This is a genomic window from Enterococcus sp. AMC1157, from assembly GCF_058216555.1.
In genome coordinates, this window is record NZ_CM177099.1 from 1,240,556 (window position 1) to 1,265,604 (window position 25,049).

23 protein-coding genes and 1 riboswitch are annotated in these 25,049 nt (G+C 36.8%); of the genes, 4 read left to right on the plus strand and 19 right to left on the minus strand.

The window, feature by feature from the left end; translation table 11 throughout:
* Positions 1 to 126: 126 nt before the first annotated feature.
* From AC4BBX_RS06085 to AC4BBX_RS06135, 11 genes are all read right to left on the minus strand, one after another.
* Positions 127 to 666, minus strand: a complete 540-nt coding sequence (locus AC4BBX_RS06085; protein ID WP_490455546.1) for a folate family ECF transporter S component — start codon at positions 664 to 666, stop codon at positions 127 to 129.
* Positions 667 to 696: 30 nt separating this feature from the next.
* Positions 697 to 794: riboswitch (THF riboswitch) on the minus strand.
* A 76-nt stretch (positions 795 to 870) separates the two neighbouring features.
* The gene (locus AC4BBX_RS06090; RefSeq protein ID WP_490455547.1) at positions 871 to 1,440 is read right to left on the minus strand and encodes a hypothetical protein; all 570 of its coding nucleotides are present in this window, start codon (positions 1,438 to 1,440) and stop codon (positions 871 to 873) included.
* A 257-nt stretch (positions 1,441 to 1,697) separates the two neighbouring features.
* The gene (locus AC4BBX_RS06095) at positions 1,698 to 2,630 is read right to left on the minus strand and encodes a DUF1177 domain-containing protein (RefSeq protein ID WP_490455548.1); all 933 of its coding nucleotides are present in this window, start codon (positions 2,628 to 2,630) and stop codon (positions 1,698 to 1,700) included.
* Between the two features lie 20 nt (positions 2,631 to 2,650).
* The gene (locus tag AC4BBX_RS06100) at positions 2,651 to 3,331 is read right to left on the minus strand and encodes an AroM family protein (protein ID WP_490455549.1); all 681 of its coding nucleotides are present in this window, start codon (positions 3,329 to 3,331) and stop codon (positions 2,651 to 2,653) included.
* 9 nt (positions 3,332 to 3,340) lie between these two features.
* A complete protein-coding gene (locus AC4BBX_RS06105; protein WP_490455550.1) occupies positions 3,341 to 4,435 on the minus strand; it encodes an S-methyl thiohydantoin desulfurase family protein in 1,095 nt (364 codons plus the stop codon).
* Positions 4,436 to 4,485: 50 nt separating this feature from the next.
* Positions 4,486 to 5,316 (minus strand): ATP-binding cassette domain-containing protein, encoded by an 831-nt coding sequence (locus AC4BBX_RS06110; protein ID WP_490455551.1) that lies wholly within the window; start codon positions 5,314 to 5,316, stop codon positions 4,486 to 4,488.
* A gap of 15 nt (positions 5,317 to 5,331) precedes the next feature.
* The gene (locus AC4BBX_RS06115; RefSeq protein WP_490455552.1) at positions 5,332 to 6,168 is read right to left on the minus strand and encodes an ABC transporter ATP-binding protein; all 837 of its coding nucleotides are present in this window, start codon (positions 6,166 to 6,168) and stop codon (positions 5,332 to 5,334) included.
* Positions 6,169 to 6,181: 13 nt separating this feature from the next.
* Positions 6,182 to 7,045, minus strand: a complete 864-nt coding sequence (locus tag AC4BBX_RS06120) for an ABC transporter permease (protein ID WP_490455553.1) — start codon at positions 7,043 to 7,045, stop codon at positions 6,182 to 6,184.
* A gap of 17 nt (positions 7,046 to 7,062) precedes the next feature.
* Positions 7,063 to 8,064, minus strand: coding sequence for an ABC transporter permease (locus AC4BBX_RS06125; RefSeq protein WP_490455554.1), 1,002 nt, complete (start codon positions 8,062 to 8,064; stop codon positions 7,063 to 7,065).
* Between the two features lie 90 nt (positions 8,065 to 8,154).
* Entirely contained in the window at positions 8,155 to 9,753 is a 1,599-nt protein-coding gene (locus AC4BBX_RS06130; protein WP_490455555.1) for an ABC transporter substrate-binding protein, read from the minus strand.
* A gap of 13 nt (positions 9,754 to 9,766) precedes the next feature.
* Positions 9,767 to 10,492: an IclR family transcriptional regulator gene (locus tag AC4BBX_RS06135; protein ID WP_490455773.1), complete on the minus strand. Its 726-nt coding sequence runs from the start codon at positions 10,490 to 10,492 to the stop codon at positions 9,767 to 9,769.
* Positions 10,493 to 10,864: 372 nt separating this feature from the next.
* Here AC4BBX_RS06135 and AC4BBX_RS06140 point away from each other — a divergent pair, with 372 nt between their 5' ends.
* Positions 10,865 to 11,527, plus strand: coding sequence for an SDR family oxidoreductase (locus tag AC4BBX_RS06140; RefSeq protein WP_490455556.1), 663 nt, complete (start codon positions 10,865 to 10,867; stop codon positions 11,525 to 11,527).
* 46 nt (positions 11,528 to 11,573) lie between these two features.
* On the opposite strand, the gene AC4BBX_RS06145 is transcribed toward AC4BBX_RS06140, so the two are convergent.
* Together AC4BBX_RS06145 and AC4BBX_RS06150 are read right to left on the minus strand one after the other, a co-directional pair.
* A complete protein-coding gene (locus AC4BBX_RS06145) occupies positions 11,574 to 13,133 on the minus strand; it encodes a chitinase (protein ID WP_490455557.1) in 1,560 nt (519 codons plus the stop codon).
* Positions 13,096 to 15,423, minus strand: a complete 2,328-nt coding sequence (locus tag AC4BBX_RS06150; RefSeq protein WP_490455558.1) for a glycosyltransferase family 2 protein — start codon at positions 15,421 to 15,423, stop codon at positions 13,096 to 13,098. Before AC4BBX_RS06150 ends, AC4BBX_RS06145 begins: the two co-directional genes overlap by 38 nt.
* 422 nt (positions 15,424 to 15,845) lie before the next feature.
* Here AC4BBX_RS06150 and AC4BBX_RS06155 point away from each other — a divergent pair, with 422 nt between their 5' ends.
* The gene (locus tag AC4BBX_RS06155) at positions 15,846 to 17,243 is read left to right on the plus strand and encodes a helix-turn-helix domain-containing protein (RefSeq protein ID WP_490455559.1); all 1,398 of its coding nucleotides are present in this window, start codon (positions 15,846 to 15,848) and stop codon (positions 17,241 to 17,243) included.
* Here the strand turns inward: AC4BBX_RS06155 and AC4BBX_RS06160 are convergent.
* The 4 genes from AC4BBX_RS06160 to AC4BBX_RS06175 form a co-directional block, all read right to left on the minus strand.
* On the minus strand, positions 17,240 to 18,013 hold the full coding sequence (locus AC4BBX_RS06160) for a hypothetical protein (protein WP_490455560.1): 774 nt from the start codon (positions 18,011 to 18,013) through the stop codon (positions 17,240 to 17,242). The genes AC4BBX_RS06155 and AC4BBX_RS06160 overlap by 4 nt on opposite strands.
* A gap of 67 nt (positions 18,014 to 18,080) precedes the next feature.
* On the minus strand, positions 18,081 to 18,968 hold the full coding sequence (gene rsmA, locus AC4BBX_RS06165) for a 16S rRNA (adenine(1518)-N(6)/adenine(1519)-N(6))-dimethyltransferase RsmA (protein WP_490455561.1): 888 nt from the start codon (positions 18,966 to 18,968) through the stop codon (positions 18,081 to 18,083).
* A complete protein-coding gene (rnmV, locus tag AC4BBX_RS06170; protein WP_490455562.1) occupies positions 18,965 to 19,531 on the minus strand; it encodes a ribonuclease M5 in 567 nt (188 codons plus the stop codon). The genes rsmA and rnmV overlap by 4 nt, the downstream gene beginning before the upstream one ends.
* On the minus strand, positions 19,524 to 20,297 hold the full coding sequence (locus AC4BBX_RS06175; protein WP_490455563.1) for a TatD family hydrolase: 774 nt from the start codon (positions 20,295 to 20,297) through the stop codon (positions 19,524 to 19,526). Before AC4BBX_RS06175 ends, rnmV begins: the two co-directional genes overlap by 8 nt.
* Positions 20,298 to 20,693: 396 nt before the next feature.
* On the opposite strand from AC4BBX_RS06175, the gene AC4BBX_RS06180 reads away from it, so the two are divergent.
* Both AC4BBX_RS06180 and AC4BBX_RS06185 read left to right on the plus strand, forming a co-directional pair.
* Positions 20,694 to 21,323, plus strand: a complete 630-nt coding sequence (locus AC4BBX_RS06180) for a hypothetical protein (protein ID WP_490455564.1) — start codon at positions 20,694 to 20,696, stop codon at positions 21,321 to 21,323.
* 147 nt (positions 21,324 to 21,470) lie between these two features.
* Complete coding sequence (locus AC4BBX_RS06185) at positions 21,471 to 22,334, plus strand: metallophosphoesterase (protein WP_490455774.1); 864 nt, start codon at positions 21,471 to 21,473, stop codon at positions 22,332 to 22,334.
* Between the two features lie 27 nt (positions 22,335 to 22,361).
* Here the strand turns inward: AC4BBX_RS06185 and AC4BBX_RS06190 are convergent, their stop codons facing one another.
* Complete coding sequence (locus tag AC4BBX_RS06190; protein ID WP_490455565.1) at positions 22,362 to 24,113, minus strand: metal ABC transporter permease subunit; 1,752 nt, start codon at positions 24,111 to 24,113, stop codon at positions 22,362 to 22,364.
* Positions 24,103 to 24,834 (minus strand): metal ABC transporter ATP-binding protein, encoded by a 732-nt coding sequence (locus tag AC4BBX_RS06195; RefSeq protein WP_490455566.1) that lies wholly within the window; start codon positions 24,832 to 24,834, stop codon positions 24,103 to 24,105. The genes AC4BBX_RS06190 and AC4BBX_RS06195 overlap by 11 nt, the downstream gene beginning before the upstream one ends.
* Positions 24,835 to 25,049: the final 215 nt, after the last annotated feature.

Here is a 25,049-nt window from a genome sequence, read left to right on the forward strand (position 1 = left end):
TCGAACAAAAGTTGCGGTTTATGTTTCATTTTTGCCGTTTTTCGAACAGAAGCTGATTTCCCCTTTTTTCCAAACAAAAAAAGACTGCCGCAAGACAGTCTTCCTGGATGTTCAATTTATCTGATTTTACGCTGAGAATTTCATGTTTTTGGTTAATTGTTTTAGTGGAATTGCATTTCCAATGACATACATGATGATGGATTGGATTGGTAGCATTAGTGCGGATTTGACTAAGCGGACGCTCCAAATTTCCCACGAATTTAATGGAATGTTATACATAATCGACAACCAAATTGGTGTTAAGCAAAGTTGAATGATTAACGTAATCAGCAAGGTGCTTAAGATTGTATTTTTCCAAGTGACTTTTTTGTTAAAGAAAAAGTAACCGTAGATCATGCCCTCAATCGCTTTATTTAAAGTAAAGCCGATGAAAAATGGGGCTTTGGCAAACATGGTATTCCCGATTAAATCGGCCAGCACTGCTCCAATGGCTGTCCAAAACGGGCCGAATAGCATGCCCATCACCATTTTGGGAATAAACTCAAAAGTGACTTTCAACAATTGTGTTTCGATTGCTAAAATATTGGATAAAACCACGATTAAAGCAATCAAAAGTCCCATGACCGTAATCATGTGAGTATTGATTTTTTTCTTCATTTCTAGCATCTCCTAATAGAGTTGCTACACAACTAACTATGCAGCGAATGCGAAAATAAAACCGCGGACTTTCATCCTTCGTCCAAAAGGCAACATCCCATCCTTTCGGCACTTAACGCTTTATTCTCTACTCTGTTTTATTATAAGCTCTCGCCTACGTCTTGAATATAGCACAGGACTTTCATTAACACAATCAAATCATTTCACAATTTGTTATTTTTCTAAGTCTTTCGCTTTGGTAAATACGGGAATTGAGAAGCTTTTACTTAATGGTTTCATTACTAACATGGCTAAGTTGTAATCGATAATACTATGAACCCAACCGCCAATTCCCATAAAGACAAATAGGAATACTAAAATGTTCCCGTCATAATTTGTGCCAACTTCATTTCCTGCCAAAATAAAACCAACGACAACTAACATTTCTACAACTGAATGGATCAAGCCTAACCAAATATTATAGATTTGGAATTTCTTCTGACTTAAAACAATCTCCGGATTTTTTTGTAAATAACTGGCTCCAATAATAGCAAAAATTAAGTGAGACAATGCCCGTAAAGCGATGATGAATGGTGAAGTCATCACAAATCCAAAAGCGGTCCCTAATGCCACCGCAATCGCTACTTTTGGTGAAAAAAACATCGCCGCAAAAAGTGGCACGTGACTGGCTAGTGTAAATGATGCTGGTCCAATAACAATTCGGGGCATAACCATTGGAATCACAACGCCCATTGCTATTAAAAGTGCGGTAATTGTTAAAATACGTACTGAATTTTTTCTCATAATATCCTCCTAGATAATGTGTCATGACACTTGAAACTGCTCTTATTCTACCGATAAAAATGTCATGTGTCAAGACACATTATTTGATAAAAGGAATGATTGTCTTATTTTAAAATAATGTCATCTTAAGAATAAAACCGTGAATTATGTGATTGTTGCAAATCTGCACTATTTTTCAAAATTGATTTAATAAAAAAACGATTGAAAATACCGGGGGAATTGGTCTTTTCAATCGATGTTTTTTAACTAATTTAAAATTATTCTTTACCCATTGTTTGTAGAATCGTCATTTTTCCATAAAGTTCTTCTAAATGAGCAAATTCTTTTGAGTCATAGAAATGGCATTTTTCTTGTACAAATTCTTTAGCTACTTCAACAACAAAGCGAACGGCACTAGCGATGTCTACATCATGATTAGCACCTGTACCACAGCCAGGAACTGCCGATTCAGCAGTTAATGCTACACCTACAACAGGCGCACTCGTTGCGGTCGCTGGTTGTAAAATACTGTTAATATGATACACATCATTACCATATGGTGTGATGTCTTGCATGGTAATTGGGAAGGTCACTGGTAATTGACCGGTTGTCATGCTCATCAAGCGAACCAAATCATCTGAAATTCGTAAGATGTAGCCTTCTTTAACTGTCGGAGAAATAGCAAATCCTCGATGATTGATAATGTTGTTTCCTTTGGTTGCATCAATAGACAGAATCGCATCCATTTCGGGAACAATTTCATATTCATTCATATCCGTCATTTCAACGGGAGATCCCATGAAGTCCACTGGTTCATGGGGTTGTGTTGGTGCATTAGGGCAAATGTGGGTAGTTACGATAATGTCCCCTTCCAATTGATTGCCTTTCTTGAACATGTCTGTCAATTTCAACGCAGAAGCTAATGCACCAATCGCGCCATCTGCATCGGATACTAAGCCTTTACGACTTGGATGAGCAGCAATCCCGCCTAAACGACCGATAATTCCTAAGGTTGGAGCTTTACCACCTTTAGATTTTCCGTCGCTTCCTTCGATGACTACTTTGACAAAATCCGTAGAGCCCTCCGCTCCTTCAAGAGTAGTACTAGTTGCAGTAATCCCTTCGATTCCTTGAAAAGCAGCAATTGCTTGCTCTCCAGTAATTTTAGGATCATCTAATAAATCAATTATTTCGATTACTTGTTTTAACATGTTCTTCCTCCTTCAATTTTTTACTTAACAAAAGTATCTTTTACATATTCAAATAAAAGTTCATTACTTTGAAAAACTGGTAATTGCGTTACTTTGTTGATAAATTCTCGCATATATTGGCTATAACCCATACAGTCCAAAATGATGGCATTTACCTTAGCTTCTTTCAACAATTCTCCGGCTTTGGTAAATTGTTCTTCAGAAAAATCATAGGGCGAGGCGTCTGTAAAGACTGGATTCAACTGATTTGTTTGCCATTTTTGTTTGGCAGGTACTAATTGATCTGGTAAGGGTAAAATCACGCCTAATTTTTGATCAGCAAACTTTTGTTGGATATATGGCAATAAAATCCGCTCTGGTTCCACCAAAACTGCTTTTTTTGTTTTCAAGTTGTGAAATTCAGCCGTACAGAAAATGACGATTACTTCTACACCTTGATTTTCCAGTTGTTCAATTTTTTGCTGTAGCTTTGTTTCAACTTTTCTTTTGGACATTTGTATTCCTTGCCCGTTACAAAAAGTACTGACAACGATTTCTTCACTGCCTTCAGGAGTAAGTTGTTCCCCTGCTTCCACAACACTTAAGCCATTCAGTACACCATCTTGACTGACTTGTGGATTGTCTTTAAAGAAAAAATCAAAAGAATCTGCAATATCATTTCTTGGTGCTTCACCAATCGTTATAAAGACTGTTTTTTTCATTGCGATCACCTAGCCTCTTTTTAGAATTTCTTGAACGTAAGGTAAAATCTCAATGTTTAAAACTTGTTCGATTCGTTCGTATCCAGAAGCTTCGTACATACCTGCACCTAAATTTAATTTTTGGTGAGGAACTTGTAGAACAAAAATTTCTTGTCCTTCTTGCAATTCTGCGGTAGTAATCGGTAAGCCTGTTTCTTGATCAAAAGACATTAATAAATCAGGGAATGTATTTTGACGTTCGCCATTTTTATCTAGCGCCATGTATTCATTCCAAATATAAAGTGTGTATTCATCTTGATCTTGGATAGTGAATTTACCTTCGTCCAATCCACCGGCCATTGTTAAGTCAAAATCCTCAACTTTCCCTTGGCAAATGATTGTTCCACCTAAATAGTTCGCAACGTTTTCTACTTTTTCTTTGGGTGTTTCACCTGCTAAATGAGCTGCTCCCACTTCAAAAGATTGACTCAAGGTTCCTAAGGCTGCATTTTCCAAAATAAATTCTTTGCTTACTGGATTTCTTGCAACTACTACTAAACCTCCTGCTTCAACAGCAGCTTGTCGAACCAACGTAGATGTCGCATTCACTGATCCTTGAGTGACAATTTCGACATTTTTATTGGTTTCTGGATTGCCTCCGACAGCAGATTGTTGTGTTACATAACCTGTTGTTTCAGCTAAACCCATCGCACCCATTGTTCCTAATGGATGTGCCCGCCCATTACAAGAAGCATCCACCATTGGAATGCCTTTTAAAGCGGCTGGAATGAACGCGTTGAAGCTAGAGCCCCCACCCATTTCATTGGTAATCAAAGCATCCACTTTTAAATCATAATTTTTTTCCAGCAATTCAATAATTTTTACATAGTCTTCTGCTACTACATATTGTTCTGTTGATGAAGGAGCTCCTACAGCTGAAATAGTTAATACCGTAGCTCCTTCAGGTAAATCTTCAACTGCAATTACTTCAGGTTGATGACCGTCAGCTAATGAAAGCATAGCATTTTCGATACCGTGAGCCATGCCGCCTCCACCACCTCCACCTAATACTAAACCGCCAATTGCTAGTGCTTCAATTTTGGATTCGTCTATTTTTAAAGTCATTTTGTCCTCCTCATTCAGACATAAACTAGTCTTTATGTCTCCCCTATTTGTTAAATGACAATACTGTCTAAATAAGCTTGTTCAGCAGGTTCAACTACTGGAATTGATTTTAATAATTTTTTTGTATAGTCTTCTTTTGCATGATAGAAAATATCATCTACACTACCTTGTTCAACTAAATTTCCTAATTGCATCACGATAACATCGTCTGCAAAATTTTTAACTAAGGCTAAATCATGAGTAATAAATAGATACGATAGTTCATATCTTTCCTGTAAATCTTCCAATAAACGAATTATCTTTGCTTGAACCGATACATCCAATGCTGAAGTCGGCTCATCTAGAATAATTAACTCTGAATCCAAAGCAATTGCTCTGGCAATGCCTACTCGTTGTTTTTGTCCGCCACTTAGTGTATGTGGATAACGATCTAGGAAAGACATTGGTAATTCTACTACTTGAATCAATTCTTCCACTTTAGCTAAGCGAGCTTTGGCATCCCCATACTGATGAACAATTAAAGGTTCTTCAATAATTTGACGAATCGTTTTGCTAGGATTTAATGAAGAAGTTGGATCTTGATGTACCATTTGAATTTGTTTACGAAATTGTTTGATACTATTTTTCCCTTTAATTTGACTGATGTCAGTCCCATTAAACTGAATTTCTCCTGCAGTGATATCTTCAAAACGCATAATCATTTTAGCAAGAGTTGTTTTTCCACTTCCTGACTCACCTACAACAGCTAAGGTTTTCCCTCTTTGCATCGAAAACGATATTTCATTAACGGCATGTACAATCTTTTTTTCATTACGACCTTTGCCTTTTACAACAAATTCTTTGGTTAAGCCAAATGCTTCTAAAATTGGTAAGTTCTCCATTGATTTGCCTCCTTTCTACGCAAGTTTTGGTAAAGCAGCCAATAAACTCTTGGTATATTCTTCTTGTGGTCTTAAGAAAACTTCTTCTGTCGTTCCTTCTTCCACTACTTTGCCATATTGCATGACATACGTTCGTTCACCCATCTCCTTGGCTACACCTAAATTATGGGTAATATATAACATAGAAATTCCTTCGTCTTTAACTAAACGTTGCAATTCTTTGTTGATGCTGTTTTGGACCGTCACATCCAAAGCGGTTCCTGGTTCATCAGCAATTAATAACTTGGGCGTATGCACTAAGGCCAAAGCGATAACAATTCGCTGGCGCATCCCACCACTTAGTTCAAAGGGATAACGTTCTAGCAAACCCTCTGGATCCGGCAAGCTCATTTTATCCAATAATTCAATCGCTCTAGCACGAGCAGCGGCTCTTTTTGCCTTTGAAGGTTTATTAAATAGCCCTCCTGCTCGTTTTTTTCCTTGATACAAATAAACATTCATCATTTGTTGACCCACAGTAAAGACTGGATTTAAGGCAGTCATCGGATCTTGGAAAACCATCGAAATTTCGTTTCCTCGAATTTCACGCCAATCTTTTTTCTTATTTTTCAGTAAATCTTTTCCTTTATAAAGAATACTTCCTCCGGTATAAATAGTCGGCGGTGTTTTCAATAGTCCTAGGATTGAACGTACAGTAATTGTTTTACCACTACCCGATTCTCCAACAATCGTTACTAGTTCGCCAGGCTTTAAAGAAATATTGACATTATGCAGAGTGGGTACTTCCTCTGGTCCATTTTTAAAACTAATGGACAAGTCTTTGATTTCTAATAAATTTTCGGTTGCTTCCATTTCTTCATCCCTCCTAGTCTACTTTCACGTCAAAGAAGTCCCGTAATCCGTCACCCAAAAGGTTAAAGCCAAGTACTGTGACTAAGATTGCTAAACCTGGGAAGGTTGTTTGCCACCACATTGCTGGTAAATACACTCGACCTTCTGCCACCATGGTTCCCCATTCTGGTGCAGGGGGTTGGGCACCTAAACCTAAAAATCCCAAACTAGCTCCAGTCAAAATAACAAAGCCAATATCTGTTGATGCTTTAACGATAATCGTTGATAAACAGTTAGGTAATATTTCGATAAAAGCAATTCGCCACTTACTTGCTCCAATACCTTCTGACGCTAAGATAAATTGTTCATTTTTTATTTTTAAAGTTTCTGCTTGAACTAATCGAGTAAACCACGGCCACCAACCAAAGGAGATAGCTACCATCGAATTAAATAGTGAAGGCTCCATAATCGCAGCTACTGCCATCGCTAAAATAATTGATGGAATGGAAAGAAAAATATCTGTTAAACGCATAATTACTGCATTCACTTTCCCGCCCCAAAAACCAGCAATCAAGCCTAATGGTACACCAATCCCAATCGCAACAACTAATACGACAACACCCATAACTAGTGAATAGCGAGCGCCAAACAATACTCGACTAAAAATATCTCTCCCAACTTCATCGGTTCCAAAAAGAAACTCCCCGCTTGGTGCTTGATTCATTAATGAAAAATCAATCGCCCCAGTTACATCATCAGGATAAGGTGCAATAAAATCAGCAAATACTGCTGCTAATACAACAAGAGTAACGATGATTAATCCTACTAAAGTCAGTTTATTTTTTAGGAGTTTACGGATTTTACCTGGAGCTTTTCTTTCTTTTACACTTGCTTCCATATATGTCCTCCCTTTCTCTACGCGTCTAACTTAATTTTTGGATCAAAGAATCCATACAACAGATCAACAATCACATTAATAAAGACAAAGAATAAACCAATAATTAAGGTGACTCCGATAATCGCATTGTAGTCTTTATACATAATCCCCTGAATAGCGTATTGTGCCATTCCTGGCCAACCAAATACAGCTTCTACTAAAAAGGCATTTCCGATTAATGAACCAAACTGCATTCCAACCGTTGTTAAAACAGAAATGAATGCATTTTTTAACATGTAACGTTGATAAACTAAGTTTTCAGGAAGACCATAGGATTCAGCAGCCAATACGTAATCTTTATTCATTTGATCAATCATATTTGTTCGCGTCATTCGAATAATTTGTGCCCCTGTTGCAATTGATAAGGCAATCGCAGGTAATAAGATATGCACAAAGCTATCAGTAAAGCCGGCAAAATTACCTGTGATTAGACTATCGAATAATCTCAAACCTGTTATATTAGCTACTGGTACATTCCCTCTTCCAATAACAGGAAAAATACGTAGCCAATAAGCAAAAATTAATTGTAATAAAATTGCCAACCAAAATCTTGGTAACGCAATTCCTGATAATGACACCACTCGGATAATATGATCTGAGATTTTGTTGTTTTTAACTGCTGAATAGATCCCTAAAGGAATTCCTACTAAAACAGAAATAATCATAGCCACTAACGATAATTCAAAAGTGGCAGGGAATGTATCTTTGATATCTAGCCAAACATTTCGACCTGAACGTAAAGACAATCCCATGTTTCCAGTAAATAATCCTTTGATATAGTTAAAAAATTGGACAACCAAAGGATCATGTAATCCTAACGCATTTTCCATTTCTAAAATTTGTTCTTGTGTCGCTTCTGGTCCTAATGCCAGACGAACCGAATCTCCCGGCATAATTCTAGATAGTAAAAAGATGAGTAAAATTAATCCCAATAGCGTCGGAATCAATCCTAGTACTCTCTTACCTATAAATCTTCCCATCTATTTTTCCCCCTTCTAACTCTTAAAGAAAGGGAGACAGAGCAATTTCTGTCAATAACTACTGACAAAAACCTTTCTGTCCCATTCTTTCTATTTACTACTTAAATTGTAAAAGGCAATATCATAACCCATTAAACCAACAAAAGTGTAGCCTTCAACATAAGATGCATGGGCAACATTATGTGTTGCATTTGCTACATAGATTGATGGTGCTTTTTCAGTAATGATTGCTTGCGCTTCTTCGTAAAGTTCCAATTGTCTTATTTCGTCAATTTCTCTTCTTGCTTCATCTAAGATATTTGTTGTTTCTTCATCATCGTACCAGCTCATTGTACGGAAGCTTCCTTGTGTAGATGGATGATAGATTCCATACGTATGGCTATCCACGTGAGGATACTTTAATGAATCTGAAATCAACGTCAAGTTTGGTGTTGTTTCTACTGAAGTGGCAGCCTCAGTAATTTGTGGCCAAGTTGCATTCACGATATTTACAGTGATACCAATTTGTGACAGGTTTTCTGCAACTAATTGTCCATATTGACGATGTTCTGGATTTTCACCCATTACCATGAAATCTACGGTTAATTCTTCACCAGCATATTTTGATTGTGCTAGATATTCTTTTGCTTGTTCAATATCTTGACTAAATACAGTAACATCATCATTATGTCCACTTACAACAAGTGGGACTGGTCCTACTGCTTGTGTAGAATCTCCTAAGATATCATTGTTAGCAGAATCATAATTAAAAGCTGATGCGATCGCTTTACGAACATTTTCATCATCTGTTGGTGCTTTTTGCATATTCATTGGAATATGTTGTAATTTTGCACTTGGATCTTTTTGGACAACGATTTGGTCATTACTTTCAAATTCACGATAAGCAGCGATATTTAACCATTGGTGAACCATGTCTGCTTGACCAGAAGCCAATAATGTTTTTACAGTTGCTTCTTCAGTGATAATCTTCATTTGAACTTCTTTGAATTGATTATCCTCCCAGCCTTTCCAATAATCTTCGTAAGCTGAGTAATCTAGTTGTGCTTCACGGTCCCAATTTGTTAATGTGTATGGACCTGAACCTGCTTCAGCATTTTCTAAATAGGCTTGTCCATAATCATCGTTTTGAGTGTTTTCTTGTAACAATTTGCTATCAACAATAAACAATTGAGTCATTGATGAAATGAATGGTGCATAAGCATTGTTTAATGTGAATTCAACTGTGTAATCATCAATTTTCTTCACGTTTTCTGTATTTAATACATTGTTCCATAACCAAGCATTTCCTTGACCAATTGCTAACATTCTTTCCATTGTGTAAACCACGTCATCCGCACTAAATGGATTGCCTGAGTGGAAAGTAACATCGTCTCTCAATTTGACAGTGTAAACCAAACCATCTTCAGAGACATCATATTCAGTAGCCAAATGTGGTACTGGATCCATTTTTTTATTTTCAATATCTGGATAGAATAATGGATCGTATAGATTTACTGCAGCGATAATTTCAGTTTCATCAATAACTTTCGCTGGATCAATCGACCCTACAACTTGTTGAGCTACATATACAAAGGGTCTGTCTGGCGTAGTAGAACCCCCTGCATCACTTGATTCTGTTCCTCCACCACATGCTGCCAACAACATCATTGCTGCAACACCTAGCAGCAATCTTTTTAAACCTTTTTTCATTTTTGTTTTCCTCCTAAAAATAAATACCTGAGCGTCTTAAGATATGAGTAATTTTTTCTTGAGTTACTTTACCAAAATTTAATGCCTCTTGTTGCTTTGTTTCTGAAATACGGTAACTAGGTCCGGAAATTGTTAATGATGCTCTGACTTCACTACTTGCATCTTCGATAGGAAAAGCTATCGCGCAAACATCCTGCGTATATTCACCATAAGAAATTGCATATCCTTGTTGTCTGATTTCAGCTAATTTCTCATAATGAATATTTTTATCCAAGATTGTTTTATCTGTGTAACGAATCATTTTTTCTGATAACACTTCGCTAATGAAATTCTCTTCTTGATAAGCTAAGATAGCTCGATAAGAGGCTCCTGCGTATAAAGGTTCCACACTGCCTTCAAATGCCGTAAATTTTACCCCTTGCTGAGAATCGACCGCAATTAAGGTTCGACCTCGTCGTTGATCAATAACTGTAAAGAAAATTGATTCATCGACTAAATCACGTAATTCCAACATACAAGGACGAAGCTCCTCTTCTATATTGAATTGTTTTTTTGCAACATTTCCTAATTCAATATAAGGTATCCCCAAACTATACTTTTTTGTTTCTGGATTTTGAATCGCAAAACCTTCTTGTTTCATTGTTTCTAATATTCGAAAGATTTTGGTATGACTTTGATCCAGACTTCTGGCCAACTCTCTCACTCCCCATACGGGCTTATCAGATGTAAAAGACTTCATTACCTGTAATGAAAGTTGCACACTACTAAGTATTTTGGTCACCCCCTCTAAGTGGTTCTCATAACGAACCACCGTTCCATTAATTTAATTTTCTGAATATTATCACATTTTTTTAATCAAGTAAACCACTTTTATGTGAGAAAACTTAACACTCTCTCATCATTCACTTAATAAACACTTATATATCAATATTTTTAAGACTAAAATAATTTAGATTTTAATATAATAAAGTTTTTAGTTACCGCTTCCAATATTTATTAGGTTCTTTATCAATAAAAGAAAGTGAATCAATAATTGATAATGTAAGAAAAATATTTTTATATGCTATACTTATAATTAGTAACTACCTATTCAAAAGAAAGAAGGGGCTTTATGAAAGTACTTGTAGTCGGAGCAAATGGTGGCGTGGCAAAACACTTTGCTAATTTTGTTGTGGAGCATCCAAGTATTGAAGAAAAAGCAGTGATTCGTAATGCTGAGCAGGCGAGATTTTTTGAAGCTCGAGGTATTGAAACGGTTCTATTAGATATCGTCTACGATTCGATTGAGGATTTTGCTACAGCCATGAGGGATGTTGATGCCGTCGTTTTTAGTGCTGGAGCAGCTGGTAGTGGCTTAGATAAAACAGTGATGATTGATTTTGATGGCGCGATTAAGATTATGACGGCTGCCGAAATGGCAAACGTTCAACGATTTATTATGGTTAGTACTTTCCAAACGGGACGAGACGTGATTGCTAAACAGATTAAAGAGGACGCTTCTTTAAAAATTTACACTATTGCCAAACACTATGCGGATGATTGGCTAAAAAATCGAACGAATTTAGATTGGACGATTATTCATCCGGGAATTTTGACGAATACAGCTGGTAGCGGAACGATTAAAGTTGGACAACAACAATCAATTGAAGAAATTTCTCGTGAAGATGTCGCTGAAGTGATTTTACGTTGTTTAGAAAATGAGCATTCGATCGGTAAAGAATTTGAAATTTTAGCGGGATCAACTCCTGTTGCGAAAGCAATCGCTTCAATATAAAAAAAACTCAAACGATGCTTGCCTGAGCAAATCATCGTTTGAGTTTTTATTCTTCTTTTAGTAGTTCGCGAATTTCTTCTTGGCTTAAGGTTCGCCATGAGAAACCTGGATCGGCCAAAGAAGCTGATTGAGGGTCTTCTTTTTCTGTCCACCATTTGGCTTCGAAGGCTTGATCACCAATCATTACGCGATCGCCTTGATCATAGACTTCGTCGCTTTTCCATTCTGGATAAGTTCCCTTTGGTAGAGTTTCTAATGGAATTGGTTTTTCTCCTGGCAATACAGGACCAATTAATTCCCAAGGTGAATCATCGACATTTAGAATTGGACTATCTGGCAAGTCCCCTTTGGTCCACCATTTGGCTTGGTAAACGTTTCGACGCCAAACAACTTTCGTACCTTCTAAATACGTTTTCTCCGTATCCCAAATTTCATAAGGACTCGTTGCAGGGTCGTCCTCTTTTTGAATTTCTTCTGCTGTGGTATCAGAGACGGTTTCGATTTTTGCATTTTCAAAAATTTTCCCAGTCATTCCTTGACTTAAAATCGTCGTAAATTCTAATTCATTTTGTTCGATTCCACTGTAATAGTTAGAAACCGTGCTGCTGTTAATATAATCAGGATGAGATTTTCGGTCTCGGTTGGCTGACCAGAGAGATAAACGACCTAGCTGAACATCATTGGCAAATTCGTTTAACGCTACAGCATCTTCCAGTGTAAAGATTTCACCGACTAAATCATTTTGTCCAATCATAGGTGTTGCTCCAAGTTTGCTCCAAAGCACTGCATCGCTTAAAAAAACAGACTGTTGTTCATAAAGAATTCGCAACTGACGATGAGTTTTCTTTAGTGCATGAATCGCATTTTCTGCCATCGTTTTATCCACATCTCGGCTTTGACCAAAGTTCATAGTCATTAAATTAACTCCTGCAAGGTCTACTCCGGCATCTAATAATTCCTTTAATGCATCAGTTCCGTCTGTAGTTAAGCCGTTATAAATGACTGGTAAAGTCACCCAAACTGCTAAATCTTCACCGGATTTTTTGCGTTTAGTCTGTAAATCGTAAATCGCTTTGGCACGCGTCTTTCCAGCTTCTCGGCTAGTTAGTCCTTCATTTTCTAAATCAAGATCAATGGTATTTAATTGATACCGTTCGATAACTTCTTCGTATTGTTTTGCTAATTTTTCAGGCTCTTGTAGATAACGCAAAGCTAATTCATCATTTAATAAGCCGCCAAAGGAAACAATCACTTCCCCACCTTTTTGACGCAAGCGAGCAATTTTTCGATCTAATTCCAAAGTAACACTGGCTTCTTCAAGTGAATAATAACCACCCCAACTAGCTTTTGCTGGATCTTCTTCAGAAGCAACAATGAAAGATAAGACAACGTTATGATCATATTTTTCAAATTCATATAAGGGGGTCAGCGTAGCATCGACATAAGAAGCATACCAAGGCTGATGGTCTGATTTTTGAAACTTAGCCACGACTTCTCGGCGAAAACTAAAGATAGTGACGATTCCGATAAGAATAATTAATAGCAGAGTGGCTCTGGGAATAGAAATTCTACGTTTTGTTTTTTGAGATTTGGTAGTTTTGTCCACTTATTGCCCACTCCTTGTCTATCGTATGTTCATAACTTAGTTCTCGTTGCTGATTGGCACTATTTTGTAATTGCACCCCTAAAGGAATCTTCTCGCTAGCTGTTCCATAATATAAAACTGATTCCCAATCGTTGTCTTCTTCGACTAACTCAGGGATTTGATTTTTGATTTTGACTTCAATAAATAGCCAGTTAACAAAGTTATTCCAACTATCGACAAGGAAATTTCCAACGCCGATATAAGAAACAAACGCCCAAATAGTGGTAATTGTATTTAAAGTGGCGAATAAAACATTCCCCCAGCTATCGTTTAAGTAAGAATGATAGCCTGTGAAAATTGAAAAGACGACAATCACAATCGGTGCGACTAGATATAAGGTAGGTGCCCCTGTCCGATCATTCACTTTTGGTGTTCTTGCAAAAGGAATTTTGTGACCAGATAGTGCTTGTTGCATTGATTTTAATACTCCTGCTAAGTTAACAACCAATAAGATCAAATTGAAACCATAAATTCGAAAAACATCCGTGCGTTTGTATCTTGAATATTTCAAATCACTCGCCATCGCTGTAAAATACGGCAGGGCTGAAATGAACAAGAGCACGCTTGATAATTTTTTATCGAAAGGATAAGCAAGTAAAAATAGTAGTCCAAAACTCGCCCAAGTGATTGATGCCATATAGTTTAATCGTAAGAAAAATTCCATCCATTTAATTGGTTTTCCGGCTTTTTTACGCTGACGCATGGTGGCAAACATTTTTGGTAAAATGAGTAATCCGCCATTTGCCCAACGACGACGTTGAATAATCAATGAACCGAAATCTGGCGGTGTAGCACTATAGCTCAATCTTTCAGGATAATTTTCTAATTCCCAGCCGTGTTTTTCCAAATCGATACTTGATTCTGTATCTTCAATAACTGTTCTATCTTGAATATAACGATAGACATCAAAACCATTAACCAACTCTTTTTCGACAATATCTTCTAGGGCTTTTTTACGAATGACTGCATTTGCCCCTACCCAAAAAGTTGCCCCAAAATGAGTCGTCCCTTGATGCAGAATATGTTGGATGTCTGTCGTTGCACCTGCAATTCGTTCAATCCGTGTCGGTGTTCCTCTAAACGAAGAATAAGGTGTCTGTGTTACGGCAATTTTTTCATTGCCCTGTTGTTGCAATAAATAAACCAAGCGTAGGCAATATTCTCTTAATAAAATAGAATCGGCATCCAGCGTCAATAAAAACTCACTATCCGGAACGATTAAATCCGCTTCAGCTGGATCGTCTACTGGCAATAACACCTCTCCAGCGGGAATCCGACTAATTTTGTATTGCCCTCCCATCAAGCCAATATATGAATTTAAGTTCATCGCTTTGTTGGCTTCGTGAGAAAGAGAAACATATTCTTTGCGTTGGAAAAATTCCACTTCGCAAGTAAAAATCCAAGTTAATCGTTGATATAATTGATGGACTTTTTCGTAAGGTAATTCAATATCTTGAGCCACTGCCTTATGCAGGGCAGTTGAAACCAACTTCAATTCTTTCGCCAATTCTCGATAGACTTGATTGATAAAGAAATCATCCACATGATCCTCATCTACTTCTTGATTGGCTACTTGTTCTAACCAAGAAACAGCCCATTCATATTCTGAAGCTAAGATACCGATTCCTAAACGATTGACAGTGTGCATCTCAGCATGTTGCTCTTCAAAACTTTTTATTGCTTTATTAAAGTGTTTTTTTGGTTCAGACAATAAAATCATAATTTCATGTGTTAAAGCTTTTGATGCCGCTAGCTTTTGACGACCTTCTGCTGTCTTTTGAATCGGTTGATCATCTAACAGTAAAACTACTCGCATATCTGGATATTCTTGTAAAGCAGCTGAAAGCAAGGTTTTGCGAATCACTGAAACCTCTTCATCATAGGACGGAACCAACACAGTAATCGACGGTTGTTCTTTCGTAAAATAAGTTTCTAAAATTTCTCTAGGAACACGTGCATGATGTTTAAACCGGTGAAAAGCACCACCTCTAGAAATCAAGTAGACTAATGCTGAAAAATTAAGGGACGTAACAATAATTAAATAAAGAGTAACCTCAAGTATTCGTCGTAAGCTATAATCATTTGTCATATAGTTATAGACAGTAAATAAGACATATACCAACCAAAAAGAAATGGTAATCAATATGAATAAACGATTCAAAATTAATTTACTGTCTGCCGGCTTTTCATGAATAGAAGGAAGTGGCTGTCTATTTTCCTCTGTTCCTATTTCTTTTTTCATCAAACTCATCGAATTCAGCTCCTGTTCTGACTAAAAAATTTGTTTCTTTCGATCCCTTATTATGAAGATACTCTCATTTTTTAATTATGGAAATCTCATTTTTTATGATATAATTTTTAAAATTGTGACATTTGTCCGAATATTTCCCTCAAGATAATGGTAAAATCAATATCGATTGATACAAATTGCACAATTGTATTTTTTTAGGTTTGAATAGTTATTTTATTAACAAAAAATACTTGTTAAACTATGAAAGGAGGGAAGATGAGGATTATTAAAAAAAGAGAAGATTTTGACTATTCGTCTTTTAACACTTGGATAATTGCCAACATTTGTGATTTTATTATTATGATTGTCCATAAACTTTCGAAGGGCAGCACTTTTTTTAAAATATCCTTCATCTACTTATTATGAAGAATGAAACTCCCACTATGTTTATAAAAATGCAACTCATTGAACTGTTAAATAACCAAGTAGACTTCATCTCTATGCGACAAATTTGCGATGAATTGCAAAACAGTAACGGCAATTTAATTCGATCTCTTTGTTTAGAACTCCAAAAAGAAATTGAAGAATTGTATAAAACCGAAGAAATGGCTTTATTGATTACTAAACGAGAAGGAGTTAGACTGCAAAGAAATGGCGTTAATATGCAACGATTAACGTCTGCGATTTTTTCCAATAGCTCCTCCTACAACATTTTATATGCCTTATTTTTAAACAAATCGGTAACTACTGCTGATTTTTGTGAAGAGTACTTTATTTCTCGATCGACTCTCTCACGAAAATTAAAACGGCTTAATCAAATCTTGAATACTTTTGATTTGCACATATCTCTCTCTGAACATATGTCCCTTCGCGGAGAAGAAAGTAAGATTCGTTTGTTCTATCACTTTTATTTTCATATTGTTCATCAGGGAATTGACAATCTTCCCTGGCATTCCGATATATTTCCTAGTCTCGAAGTTATCTGTCAGTTGCTTACATACTTAGATTTAGTCCCACAAAAAAATACTTTGTCTGACGCCCGTTCTTTTATTTATATCTCCATGCAACGAATCGAAAATCATTTCTCAATTTCCGAGGAAGACCCTGCAACTGAATTTTTATCTGCTTATGAATTTGTTGAAAAACCAGCTTTTTTAACCGATTGGAATCAACGAGATTGGCAGTTATTTTTATTAGCAATTTATGTGAATGATATTTTCAGTGCCGAAAAATTAGTCAAGAAAAAAACAAGCCCTATTTTCAAAAAAGAAGTGGCTCTTTGGTTAACTACCTTTGAAAAAAATGTTCCTTTACTAGGTGTCTCTGAAAAAGAAAATTTAAGCTCCTACCTTGATGCGCAATTACAACTGCAGTTTCTTTTTCCAATGACCAAGCTTCTGATGGATTTGATTGGCGTAAAAGAATACCGACATTTCGAATTGGATTTTCCAGAATATCTGAATCACTTTAATCAATTCTGGAAACAGCTTTCTGCTAAATCGCCTCTCTTTCGAAATTCGGTATATATGCACTTTTCTTCCTTAATGAATTCGATTAAAGTGCTTGATTTAACTGTTTTTAATCCAAAAATTCAATTGTTCGTCCAATCAGACGTTACCAAATTGCATCAATCCTTTATGGAAAAAAGAATCAATTACCATTTAGCTAAATATACCGTTGAATTTGTGCCTTCTCCCGAAAAGGCAGATTTAGTTATCAGTACTTTATCATTTCGAACAGAACAACCACTTCCAAAAAATGTTATTCAAATTTGTACCTATTTATCGATTAGTGATTTAGAAAATATCACACAACGAGTCGATGCCTTTTTAGAAAATTAGAATAAACGACCGTCGATTGCGAATATTCGACGGTCGTTTTTGGTTTTTCGAACAGTGGAGCTTGCCACTGTTTGATTTTCTCCTTTTTTCGAACGGTGGAGCTTGCCACTGTTTGATTTTTTCCTTTTTTCGAACGGTGGAGCTTGCCACTGTTTGATTTTCTCCGTTTTTCGAACAGTGGAGCTTGCCACTGTTTGATTTTCTCTCTTTTTCGAACGGTGGAGCTTGCCACTGTTTGATTTTCTCCGTTTTTCGAGCGGTGGAGCTTGCCACTGTTTGATTTTCTCCGTTTTTCGAACGGTGGAGCTTGCCACTGTTTGATTTTCTCTCTTTTTCGAACGGTGGGACTCGCCACCGTTTGATTTTCCTGCTTTTTCGAACGGTGGAGCTTGCCACTGTTTGATTTTTCCTGTTTTTCGAACGGTGGAGCTTGCCACTGTTTGATTTTTCCCGTTTTTCGAACGGTGGAACTTGCCACTGTTTGATTTTCTCCGTTTTTCGAACGGTGGGACTCGCCACCGTTTGATTTTCCTGCTTTTTCGAACGGTGGAGCTTGCCACTGTTTGATTTTTCCTGTTTTTCGAACGGTGGAGCTTGCCACTGTTTGATTTTTCCCGTTTTTCGAACGGTGGAACTTGCCACTGTTTGATTTTCTCCGTTTTTCGAACAGTGGGACTCGCCACCGTTTGATTTTCTCCGTTTTTCGAACGGTGGAACTGTAGAATTACTTTTTTGGGGCAAAAATTACCGGAATCAAGTTTTTTAGACAAACTAAAAAACCTTACAAAATACAGCTACATTGGCTGATTTCATAAGGTTTTACTAACGTAAAAATATTTAGTTACTTTTTCTGGCTTGCATTTCATTACTTAATGCTGCAAATTCTGCTAAGGATAAGGTCTCCCCTCTTCTTGAAGGTTCGATAGCGGCAGCTTCTAAGCTAGATTTTAGCCATTGTTTTGTTGCATCGTCTTTGCCGTAAGTATTTTGGAGGTTATTCCAAAGGGTTTTTCTTCTTAATTGGAAAGCTGATTTGGTTAATTTAAAGAATTCTTTTTCATCTGTTACGCTGACGGCTGGTGTTGCTCGGCGAGTCAGTTTTAAAATGGCTGAATCCACATTGGGTTGCGGAACAAAAACAGTTTTAGGAACGATGAAAGCTAATTTGGCTTCCATATAATATTGAACAGCAATGGATAATGAGCCATAAGCTTTGGTTCCGGGCTTCGCTGAAATTCGGTCAGCCACTTCTTTTTGCATCATGACAACCATTTCCGCTACAGGTAAATCTGATTCTAAAAAGTGCATCATAATTGGTGTCGTAATGTAGTAAGGTAAATTTGCTACTACTTTGATAGGTAATTCTTTTCTAAAATTATCTGAAGTCACTTGATTTAAATTGGCTTGTAAAACATCTTGATGAACCACCGTAACGTTGGGATAATCTTGCAAGGTATCTTCTAAAACAGGAATTAAACGATCGTCAATTTCAAAAGCTAAGACTTGTTTAGCACTTCTTGCTAAGTGCTCGGTTAATGCACCGATTCCTGGTCCCACTTCAATAACATTCGTTTCTTCTGTAATTTCTGCCGTCTCTACAATTTTTCGTAAAATATTTGGCTCTGTTAAGAAGTTTTGTCCCAAGCTTTTTTTAAAGGTAAATCCATGCTTGGCTAGGATTTCTCTAGTTCTTGATGGGACAGCTATATCGCGATTGTCTTTCAAATTTCTTCCTCCATTTTTTTCATTGCTTCTAGTAACTCTGCTTCTGTGATGCGAAACATTTTTAAGCGTTTCGCCAGTTGTTTGCCGTTGGTGTAGCCAATTCTTAATTCATCCCCAAGTTTTTCTCGGCGTTCTTTGGCTAAAGATCCGGCTACAAGTCCCAATTCAATCAATAATTGACGGGAAATTTCTGTTGCCGCCTCACCTGTAATAGGGGTGACCACTTTTTTTAAAGCTTCCATAATTGCTTCATCGCTAGCATGTTCTACACCCAAACTTGCTCCTTTGCGCTTGCCTTGAGCTTGACTTCTTGGTAAAAAAGCATGCTTGGCATCCGGTACTACTTCCATAATTGTTTTGCGAATTTTTTCTCCAGAAAAATCTGGATCTGTAAAAATAATGACTCCTCGTGTTTCTTGGGCGTGTTCAATCTGATCTAAAATCGTCTCATTAATAGCCGAGCCAATGGTTTCGATGGTATCTGCGTTCACCACTTCTTGAATACGACGAGTGTCGTCTTTTCCTTCAACGACGATAATTTCTTCGATAGTTGGTTTATTCATAGCTTAAACCAAATAATTTATGGGCATTTTGAGTGGTTTGTTTCGCAAGTTCTTCCACAGACATTTCTCGTAATTCGGCAATTTTTTCTACGACATAACGAGTATAACCTGGTTCATTTCGTTTACCTCGATAGGGAACTGGTGCTAAATAAGGGGCATCGGTTTCTACTAATAAACGATCTAGCGGGACAATTCCAGCAGCTTCTTGTACTTCTAAAGCTTTCTTAAAGGTCACGACCCCACTAAATGAAATGTGCATGCCTAAATCTAAGAATTTTTTCGCCCATTCGGCATCGCCACTAAAACTATGCATGATGCCTCCAATTTCTCGGACATCTTCCTCTTTTAAAATGCGGTAAGTATCTTCAATAGCATCTCGCATGTGAATGCTAATCGGCAAGTGATGTTCTTTAGCGATCGCGATTTGACGGCGGAAAACTTTTTCTTGCACATCTTTGGGATCTTCCATCCAATAATAATCCAAACCGATTTCACCAAGAGCAACCACTTTTGGCAAAGTTAAACGTTCAAGTAAAAATTCTTCCGCTGCTTGGTCAAAACTACCTGCTTCAGTCGGATGCCAACCAATAATACTATAAATAAAGTCATGGGCTTCACTTAGTTCCAAAGATTTTTTGATTGTTGGGTAATCAAAACCCACAACCGCCATTTCAGAAACTCCTAGTTCTTTGGCACGGGCAATTGTTTCGGGAATATCTTCATTAAATTGTTCTGCATTCAAATGTGTGTGTGAATCAAAAATCATAGCTGTCTCCTCGATTTATTCTTAAATTCTTTCCTCTTGCTCTAGTATGATAGCTAATCCTTGGTTAGCTTGCTCACACTTTTCCATTGTCTACAATAGCACATTTTTGATAAATCATAAACGAGGAAAACTTTTTTCTTTCAAACAAATAAGAAAATTAAATACTGCCAGAACAAAACTCCGAAAGTTTCACTGGTCGTGCGAGACCGTCGCGAGCCTCTTAGCAGATTCTCTTCGGCTACTGACGTTCAAACTCTGATTAAGATAAAAAATTAGAGTAATTCATAGTTTCTCAGCTTACTCCTCAACCAAAGTCTGATAGAAACATCGGACTTTGGTTGGATACATTTCAACGCATTCTTACTTATACTATAAAGAAAGAACGGAGTGTTGCAGATGAATCGATTGCGTTTACAATATCAATTTTATACAAAAACAAAAAAGCAAAATAACTTCAAAAACGACTTTCCCGAGATGGCTGAATGGATTCGTCACAAACAACGACAATCTAATAAAAATCAAACAAACACGTTTAGTCATTGGTTTTTATTAGCATTATTTGGTGGATTAACCATCGCTAGTTTTTCTCAGCAATTATTACTGATCGTCGCTTTCATTTTAGTAGCAGCTTTAGTTAAAGGACCGGCAATGATTTTATACGGTGTTCTCTATACCTTTTTAGTGGGGCTCTTTCCTCCATTAGGAATCGTATTATCTGCCTTGTTTTTCTTTATTCACCTCTATCAAATAACTCGAAATTGGCGTTTTGGCTTAGCCGCTGGTTTCTTTTATCTATATCCAGTAACATTGGTTGCTTTACGACAGTTTGCATTCTTTGACCGAGGCTGGTTAATGATTTTACTAACAGGGATCGGTTTACTTGTCCTACACTTTCTTTTTCAAAAAGTTTATTGGGAGCAACCTTCAAGTAAAGGTCTGGCTTGGTCGATTTTAAGTCTACCTTATGACTGTTTATTAGCATTGATCCCTGTGAAAAGAAAGCCAAAAAAGTTTAGAAAAAAATAAATTCTTCCCCACTGTTTAAAGTTGTTTAATAGACTTTAAACTGTTTTTTTTCGAAAAATTAACAATATGTTCGATTGCTTTTTTAGCTACAATAATCTATTCTAGAGATAGGCATTTTTAAGTAGAATAAAGGAGGCTGTTTCATTGATTTATATACTTTTAGGAACGGTATTCCTAGGTATCGCCTTACTTGTCTACATGCTTTGGATTGAACCTTACCGATTAAAAAAACGACATTATCTGATTCAAAAAAATAAACAAAGTGTCCTAGACATCTCAAAGGCTTATGACCTTTATGAAAAACAGACCAACATTACCATCGCCCATATCAGTGATACTCATTTTTCACGCTTCTATAAACCAAGACGTTTTAATAATGTGATTCGCTCCATTTTGCGTAACTCCCCTGATATTATTGTTTTTACTGGAGATTTGATTGATGATTACAAGAATTGGCCCACACGTCAAACAAAAGCCCTGATTGATAAATTAAAACGATTGCCAGCACCCATGGGGAAAATCGCTATTTTAGGCAATCATGATTATCGTTCTGACGGCGAATTTTTTGTGGCAGCAGTCTTAAAAGAAGCTGGCTTTACTTTGTTGAAAAATGAACAAGTTTTTGGTGCCAACGAAAACATTTCGGTGACTATTTCAGGTGTGGATGATTGTTTAAAAGGAAAACCTGAGTTTACTTTTGAGAGAACTTTAGCAGAGTGGCATATAATGTTGATTCACGAACCAGACAGTGTCCAAAATGTGGAGCATGTAGTCGATTATGATTTAATTTTAGCTGGTCACAGTCATGGAAGACAAGTTCGCTTGCCTTTTGTTCGTTACAAACATCCTGGAGCGATTAAATTCCAAAGAGGATTGTATCTTTTAACGAAAAAAACGTTACTTTCAGTTAGCAGTGGGATTGGAACAACCGTCATTCCAATGAGATTTAGAGTTCCCCCAGAAATTACTTATTATCATTTAGCAAAAGAAGACGAAGAAACTGTCGAGTAATCACTCAGCAATTTCTTCGTCTATTTTTTATTGCGTTAACCCTTCATAAATCTTATCTAAATTCCATTTCATCATGGCGTAATAGCTATCACCGTCATTACCTGATTCAGCCACAGAATCAGTAAAGATTTCGGCATAAATCGGAATGCCTGAGTCTCTAGCTACACTTTGCATAGGACGAGGATTGATGCTGCTTTCGACAAACAACGCTTTAACTTCAGAAGCTTTTAGTTGATCCACTAATAAACGAATTTGTAGAGGTGTTCCCTCTTCTTCGGTATTAATTTCCCAAATGTAAGCAGAAGGAATATCATAGGCTTTGGAGAAATACTTAAAGCTTCCTTCACTTGTTACAATTAGTTTTTGAGCTTCTGGGATCGAAGCAAATTTTTCTTTTGCTTCTTGATCCAATTCGTTTAGTAAGTCCAAATATTCCTCTAAGTTTTCTTGATAGATTTGTGCATGATCAGGATCTTTAGCAATTAGTTGTTGAGCAATATTTTGGGCATAAATCATGCCATTTTCTAGATTTAACCAAGCATGTGGGTCTTCTTTTCCTGCTTCTTCGCCTTCAAGATAAAGAATTTCCACCCCGTCACTGACTGCAAAATAATCTTGATTATCTACTTTATTGGCATTACTCATTAATTTAGTAAACCAAGCATTGCCACCGGTTTCCAAATTTAAGCCATTGTAAAAAAGTACATCTGCATCTGTCGCTTTTTGGATATCTTCTGGTAAGGGATCATACTCATGAGGATCTCGTCCAACTGGCACAATGCTGTGAAGATTGATTTCATCTCCGGCAATATTTTCAGTGATATCTTTTAAAATAGAGTTCGTGACGACTACATTTAGTTTTTCGTCTGTCTGTTCTTGATGACTGCTAGAATAAAAGAAAATTCCTCCTGTCACTAAGGCTAATAAACCTGCCGCAATTCCCCAGTTTTTATTACCAAATTTTGCTCGTTGTTTAGGAGAAAGCAAAAAGCCTAAAACAAACATTAACGCAGCGGTTAAAACAATACTTGAGCCGGCAGCGATATTAAAGCTATACCCCACAAACAAACCAATCACTGAAGATAATCCGCCTAAAATAGAAGATAAAATCATCATATGACTTAAACGTTTTGTAAATAAATAAGCAGTGGCTGCTGGTGTGACTAACATGGCTACAATTAAAATCGTTCCCACACTTTGCATCGCTGTCACAGCAACTAAGGTTAACAGTCCCATTAATAAATAATGATAGACTTCAACTTTCATGCCATACGCTTTGGCCATCATGGGATCAAAGGAAGTAATCAACAACGGACGGAAAAAAATGACAATCGTTACTAATACTACTGCGGTGATGATAAGGGTAATCCACTTGTCAATATCTTGAACCGCTAACACATTCCCAAATAGAATATGAAACAAATCCGTAGAACTATTTGCAACCCCGATTAAAATAACTCCCAAAGCTAGGAAGGAACTGAAGGTAATACCAATCGCTGTATCACTTTTAATGACACTATTTTGAGAAATATAAGTGATTAATACTGATGCCAGTAAACCAAAAATAATCGCTCCGATAAAAAAGTTAATGCCTAAAATATAAGAAAGTGCGACTCCTGGAAGAACCGCATGGGAAATTGCATCCCCCATCAAAGACATTCCTCTTAGAATAATAAAACAACCAATCACTCCGGCAACCATCCCAATCGCCACTGAGGTAATTAAAGCATTCTGCAAAAAGTGATAATTCACTAAACCGTCAATAAAGTTACTTAGCATTTGAATGTCCTCCCTTCACAAAGATACTTTCACCAAAGGCTTCCACTACATTTTGTTCATTAAAAACATCTGCCGTTTTTCCTTGTACAATTAAATGGTGATTTAAAATAACTAGTTCATCAAAATATTCTCGAACTTTGCTTAAATCGTGATGCACGATAAAAATCATTTTGCCTTCGTCGCGCATATTTTCTAATAATTCCATGATGATACTTTCACTGGTTGTATCAATTCCAACAAAAGGTTCATCTAAGAAAATGTATTGGGCTTCTTGAACTAAGGTTCGAGCAATTAATACTCGTTGGAATTGTCCTCCAGATAATTCGCCAATTTGTCGTTCTTTAAACCCTAACATCTGAACCACATCTAAAGCTTGATCGACTTTTGCCCAATCCCCTTTGGTTAGTCGTTGAAAGATTTTTTTCTTAGGATAAAGTCCTAATGACACACATTCTCTCACTGTAATTGGAAAAGTATGGTCAATCGCTGATTTTTGTTCGACATAGGCAATATTTTTTTGATGACTTGCTAAAGGTTGCTGATTAATCTTCACCTCTCCTGTCGATGGAATTAAATTTAAGGCTGCTTTGATTAAGGTTGACTTACCTGCCCCATTCGGCCCGATAATACCAACAATCGCTGGGTTTTCAATAGTAAAAGAAACTTCTGAAATCGCCGTTACGCCATTATAACTGGCTGAAATATTTTCAAAGGTTAACATGTACACTCCTCCTTGTCCGTCTTTATTTTTAGGCTCACCTAATTTTATATTTAATTGCATTATACTCGCTTTACTTTTTTTAGGCAACCCTAAACTTTTCCTCAAATCGAATCCTGCGAAAAAGACTGCTCAAATAGGTTGAAGCTTACTTATGGTGTTGAGATAATTTATGGAAGCATATATTGAAAATTTCTCTATTTTTTGACTCAAAAGTG

Excerpts from the sequence above, each read along its gene's own strand:
- AC4BBX_RS06120 (WP_490455553.1), bottom strand. The coding sequence starts at position 7,045 with ATGGAAGCAAGTGTAAAAGAAAGAAAAGCTCCAGGTAAAATCCGTAAA.
- AC4BBX_RS06105 (WP_490455550.1), bottom strand. The coding sequence starts at position 4,435 with ATGACTTTAAAAATAGACGAATCCAAAATTGAAGCACTAGCAATTGGC.
- AC4BBX_RS06155 (WP_490455559.1), top strand. The coding sequence starts at position 15,846 with ATGTTTATAAAAATGCAACTCATTGAACTGTTAAATAACCAAGTAGAC.
- AC4BBX_RS06110 (WP_490455551.1), bottom strand. The coding sequence starts at position 5,316 with ATGGAGAACTTACCAATTTTAGAAGCATTTGGCTTAACCAAAGAATTT.
- AC4BBX_RS06090 (WP_490455547.1), bottom strand. The coding sequence starts at position 1,440 with ATGAGAAAAAATTCAGTACGTATTTTAACAATTACCGCACTTTTAATA.
- AC4BBX_RS06085 (WP_490455546.1), bottom strand. The coding sequence starts at position 666 with ATGCTAGAAATGAAGAAAAAAATCAATACTCACATGATTACGGTCATG.
- AC4BBX_RS06140 (WP_490455556.1), top strand. The coding sequence starts at position 10,865 with ATGAAAGTACTTGTAGTCGGAGCAAATGGTGGCGTGGCAAAACACTTT.
- AC4BBX_RS06175 (WP_490455563.1), bottom strand. The coding sequence starts at position 20,297 with ATGATTTTTGATTCACACACACATTTGAATGCAGAACAATTTAATGAA.
- AC4BBX_RS06150 (WP_490455558.1), bottom strand. The coding sequence starts at position 15,423 with ATGAGTTTGATGAAAAAAGAAATAGGAACAGAGGAAAATAGACAGCCA.
- AC4BBX_RS06180 (WP_490455564.1), top strand. The coding sequence starts at position 20,694 with ATGAATCGATTGCGTTTACAATATCAATTTTATACAAAAACAAAAAAG.
- AC4BBX_RS06135 (WP_490455773.1), bottom strand. The coding sequence starts at position 10,492 with ATGAAGTCTTTTACATCTGATAAGCCCGTATGGGGAGTGAGAGAGTTG.
- AC4BBX_RS06130 (WP_490455555.1), bottom strand. The coding sequence starts at position 9,753 with ATGAAAAAAGGTTTAAAAAGATTGCTGCTAGGTGTTGCAGCAATGATG.
- AC4BBX_RS06095 (WP_490455548.1), bottom strand. The coding sequence starts at position 2,630 with ATGTTAAAACAAGTAATCGAAATAATTGATTTATTAGATGATCCTAAA.
- AC4BBX_RS06125 (WP_490455554.1), bottom strand. The coding sequence starts at position 8,064 with ATGGGAAGATTTATAGGTAAGAGAGTACTAGGATTGATTCCGACGCTA.
- AC4BBX_RS06195 (WP_490455566.1), bottom strand. The coding sequence starts at position 24,834 with ATGTTAACCTTTGAAAATATTTCAGCCAGTTATAATGGCGTAACGGCG.
- AC4BBX_RS06190 (WP_490455565.1), bottom strand. The coding sequence starts at position 24,113 with ATGCTAAGTAACTTTATTGACGGTTTAGTGAATTATCACTTTTTGCAG.
- rnmV (WP_490455562.1), bottom strand. The coding sequence starts at position 19,531 with ATGAATAAACCAACTATCGAAGAAATTATCGTCGTTGAAGGAAAAGAC.
- AC4BBX_RS06115 (WP_490455552.1), bottom strand. The coding sequence starts at position 6,168 with ATGGAAGCAACCGAAAATTTATTAGAAATCAAAGACTTGTCCATTAGT.
- AC4BBX_RS06100 (WP_490455549.1), bottom strand. The coding sequence starts at position 3,331 with ATGAAAAAAACAGTCTTTATAACGATTGGTGAAGCACCAAGAAATGAT.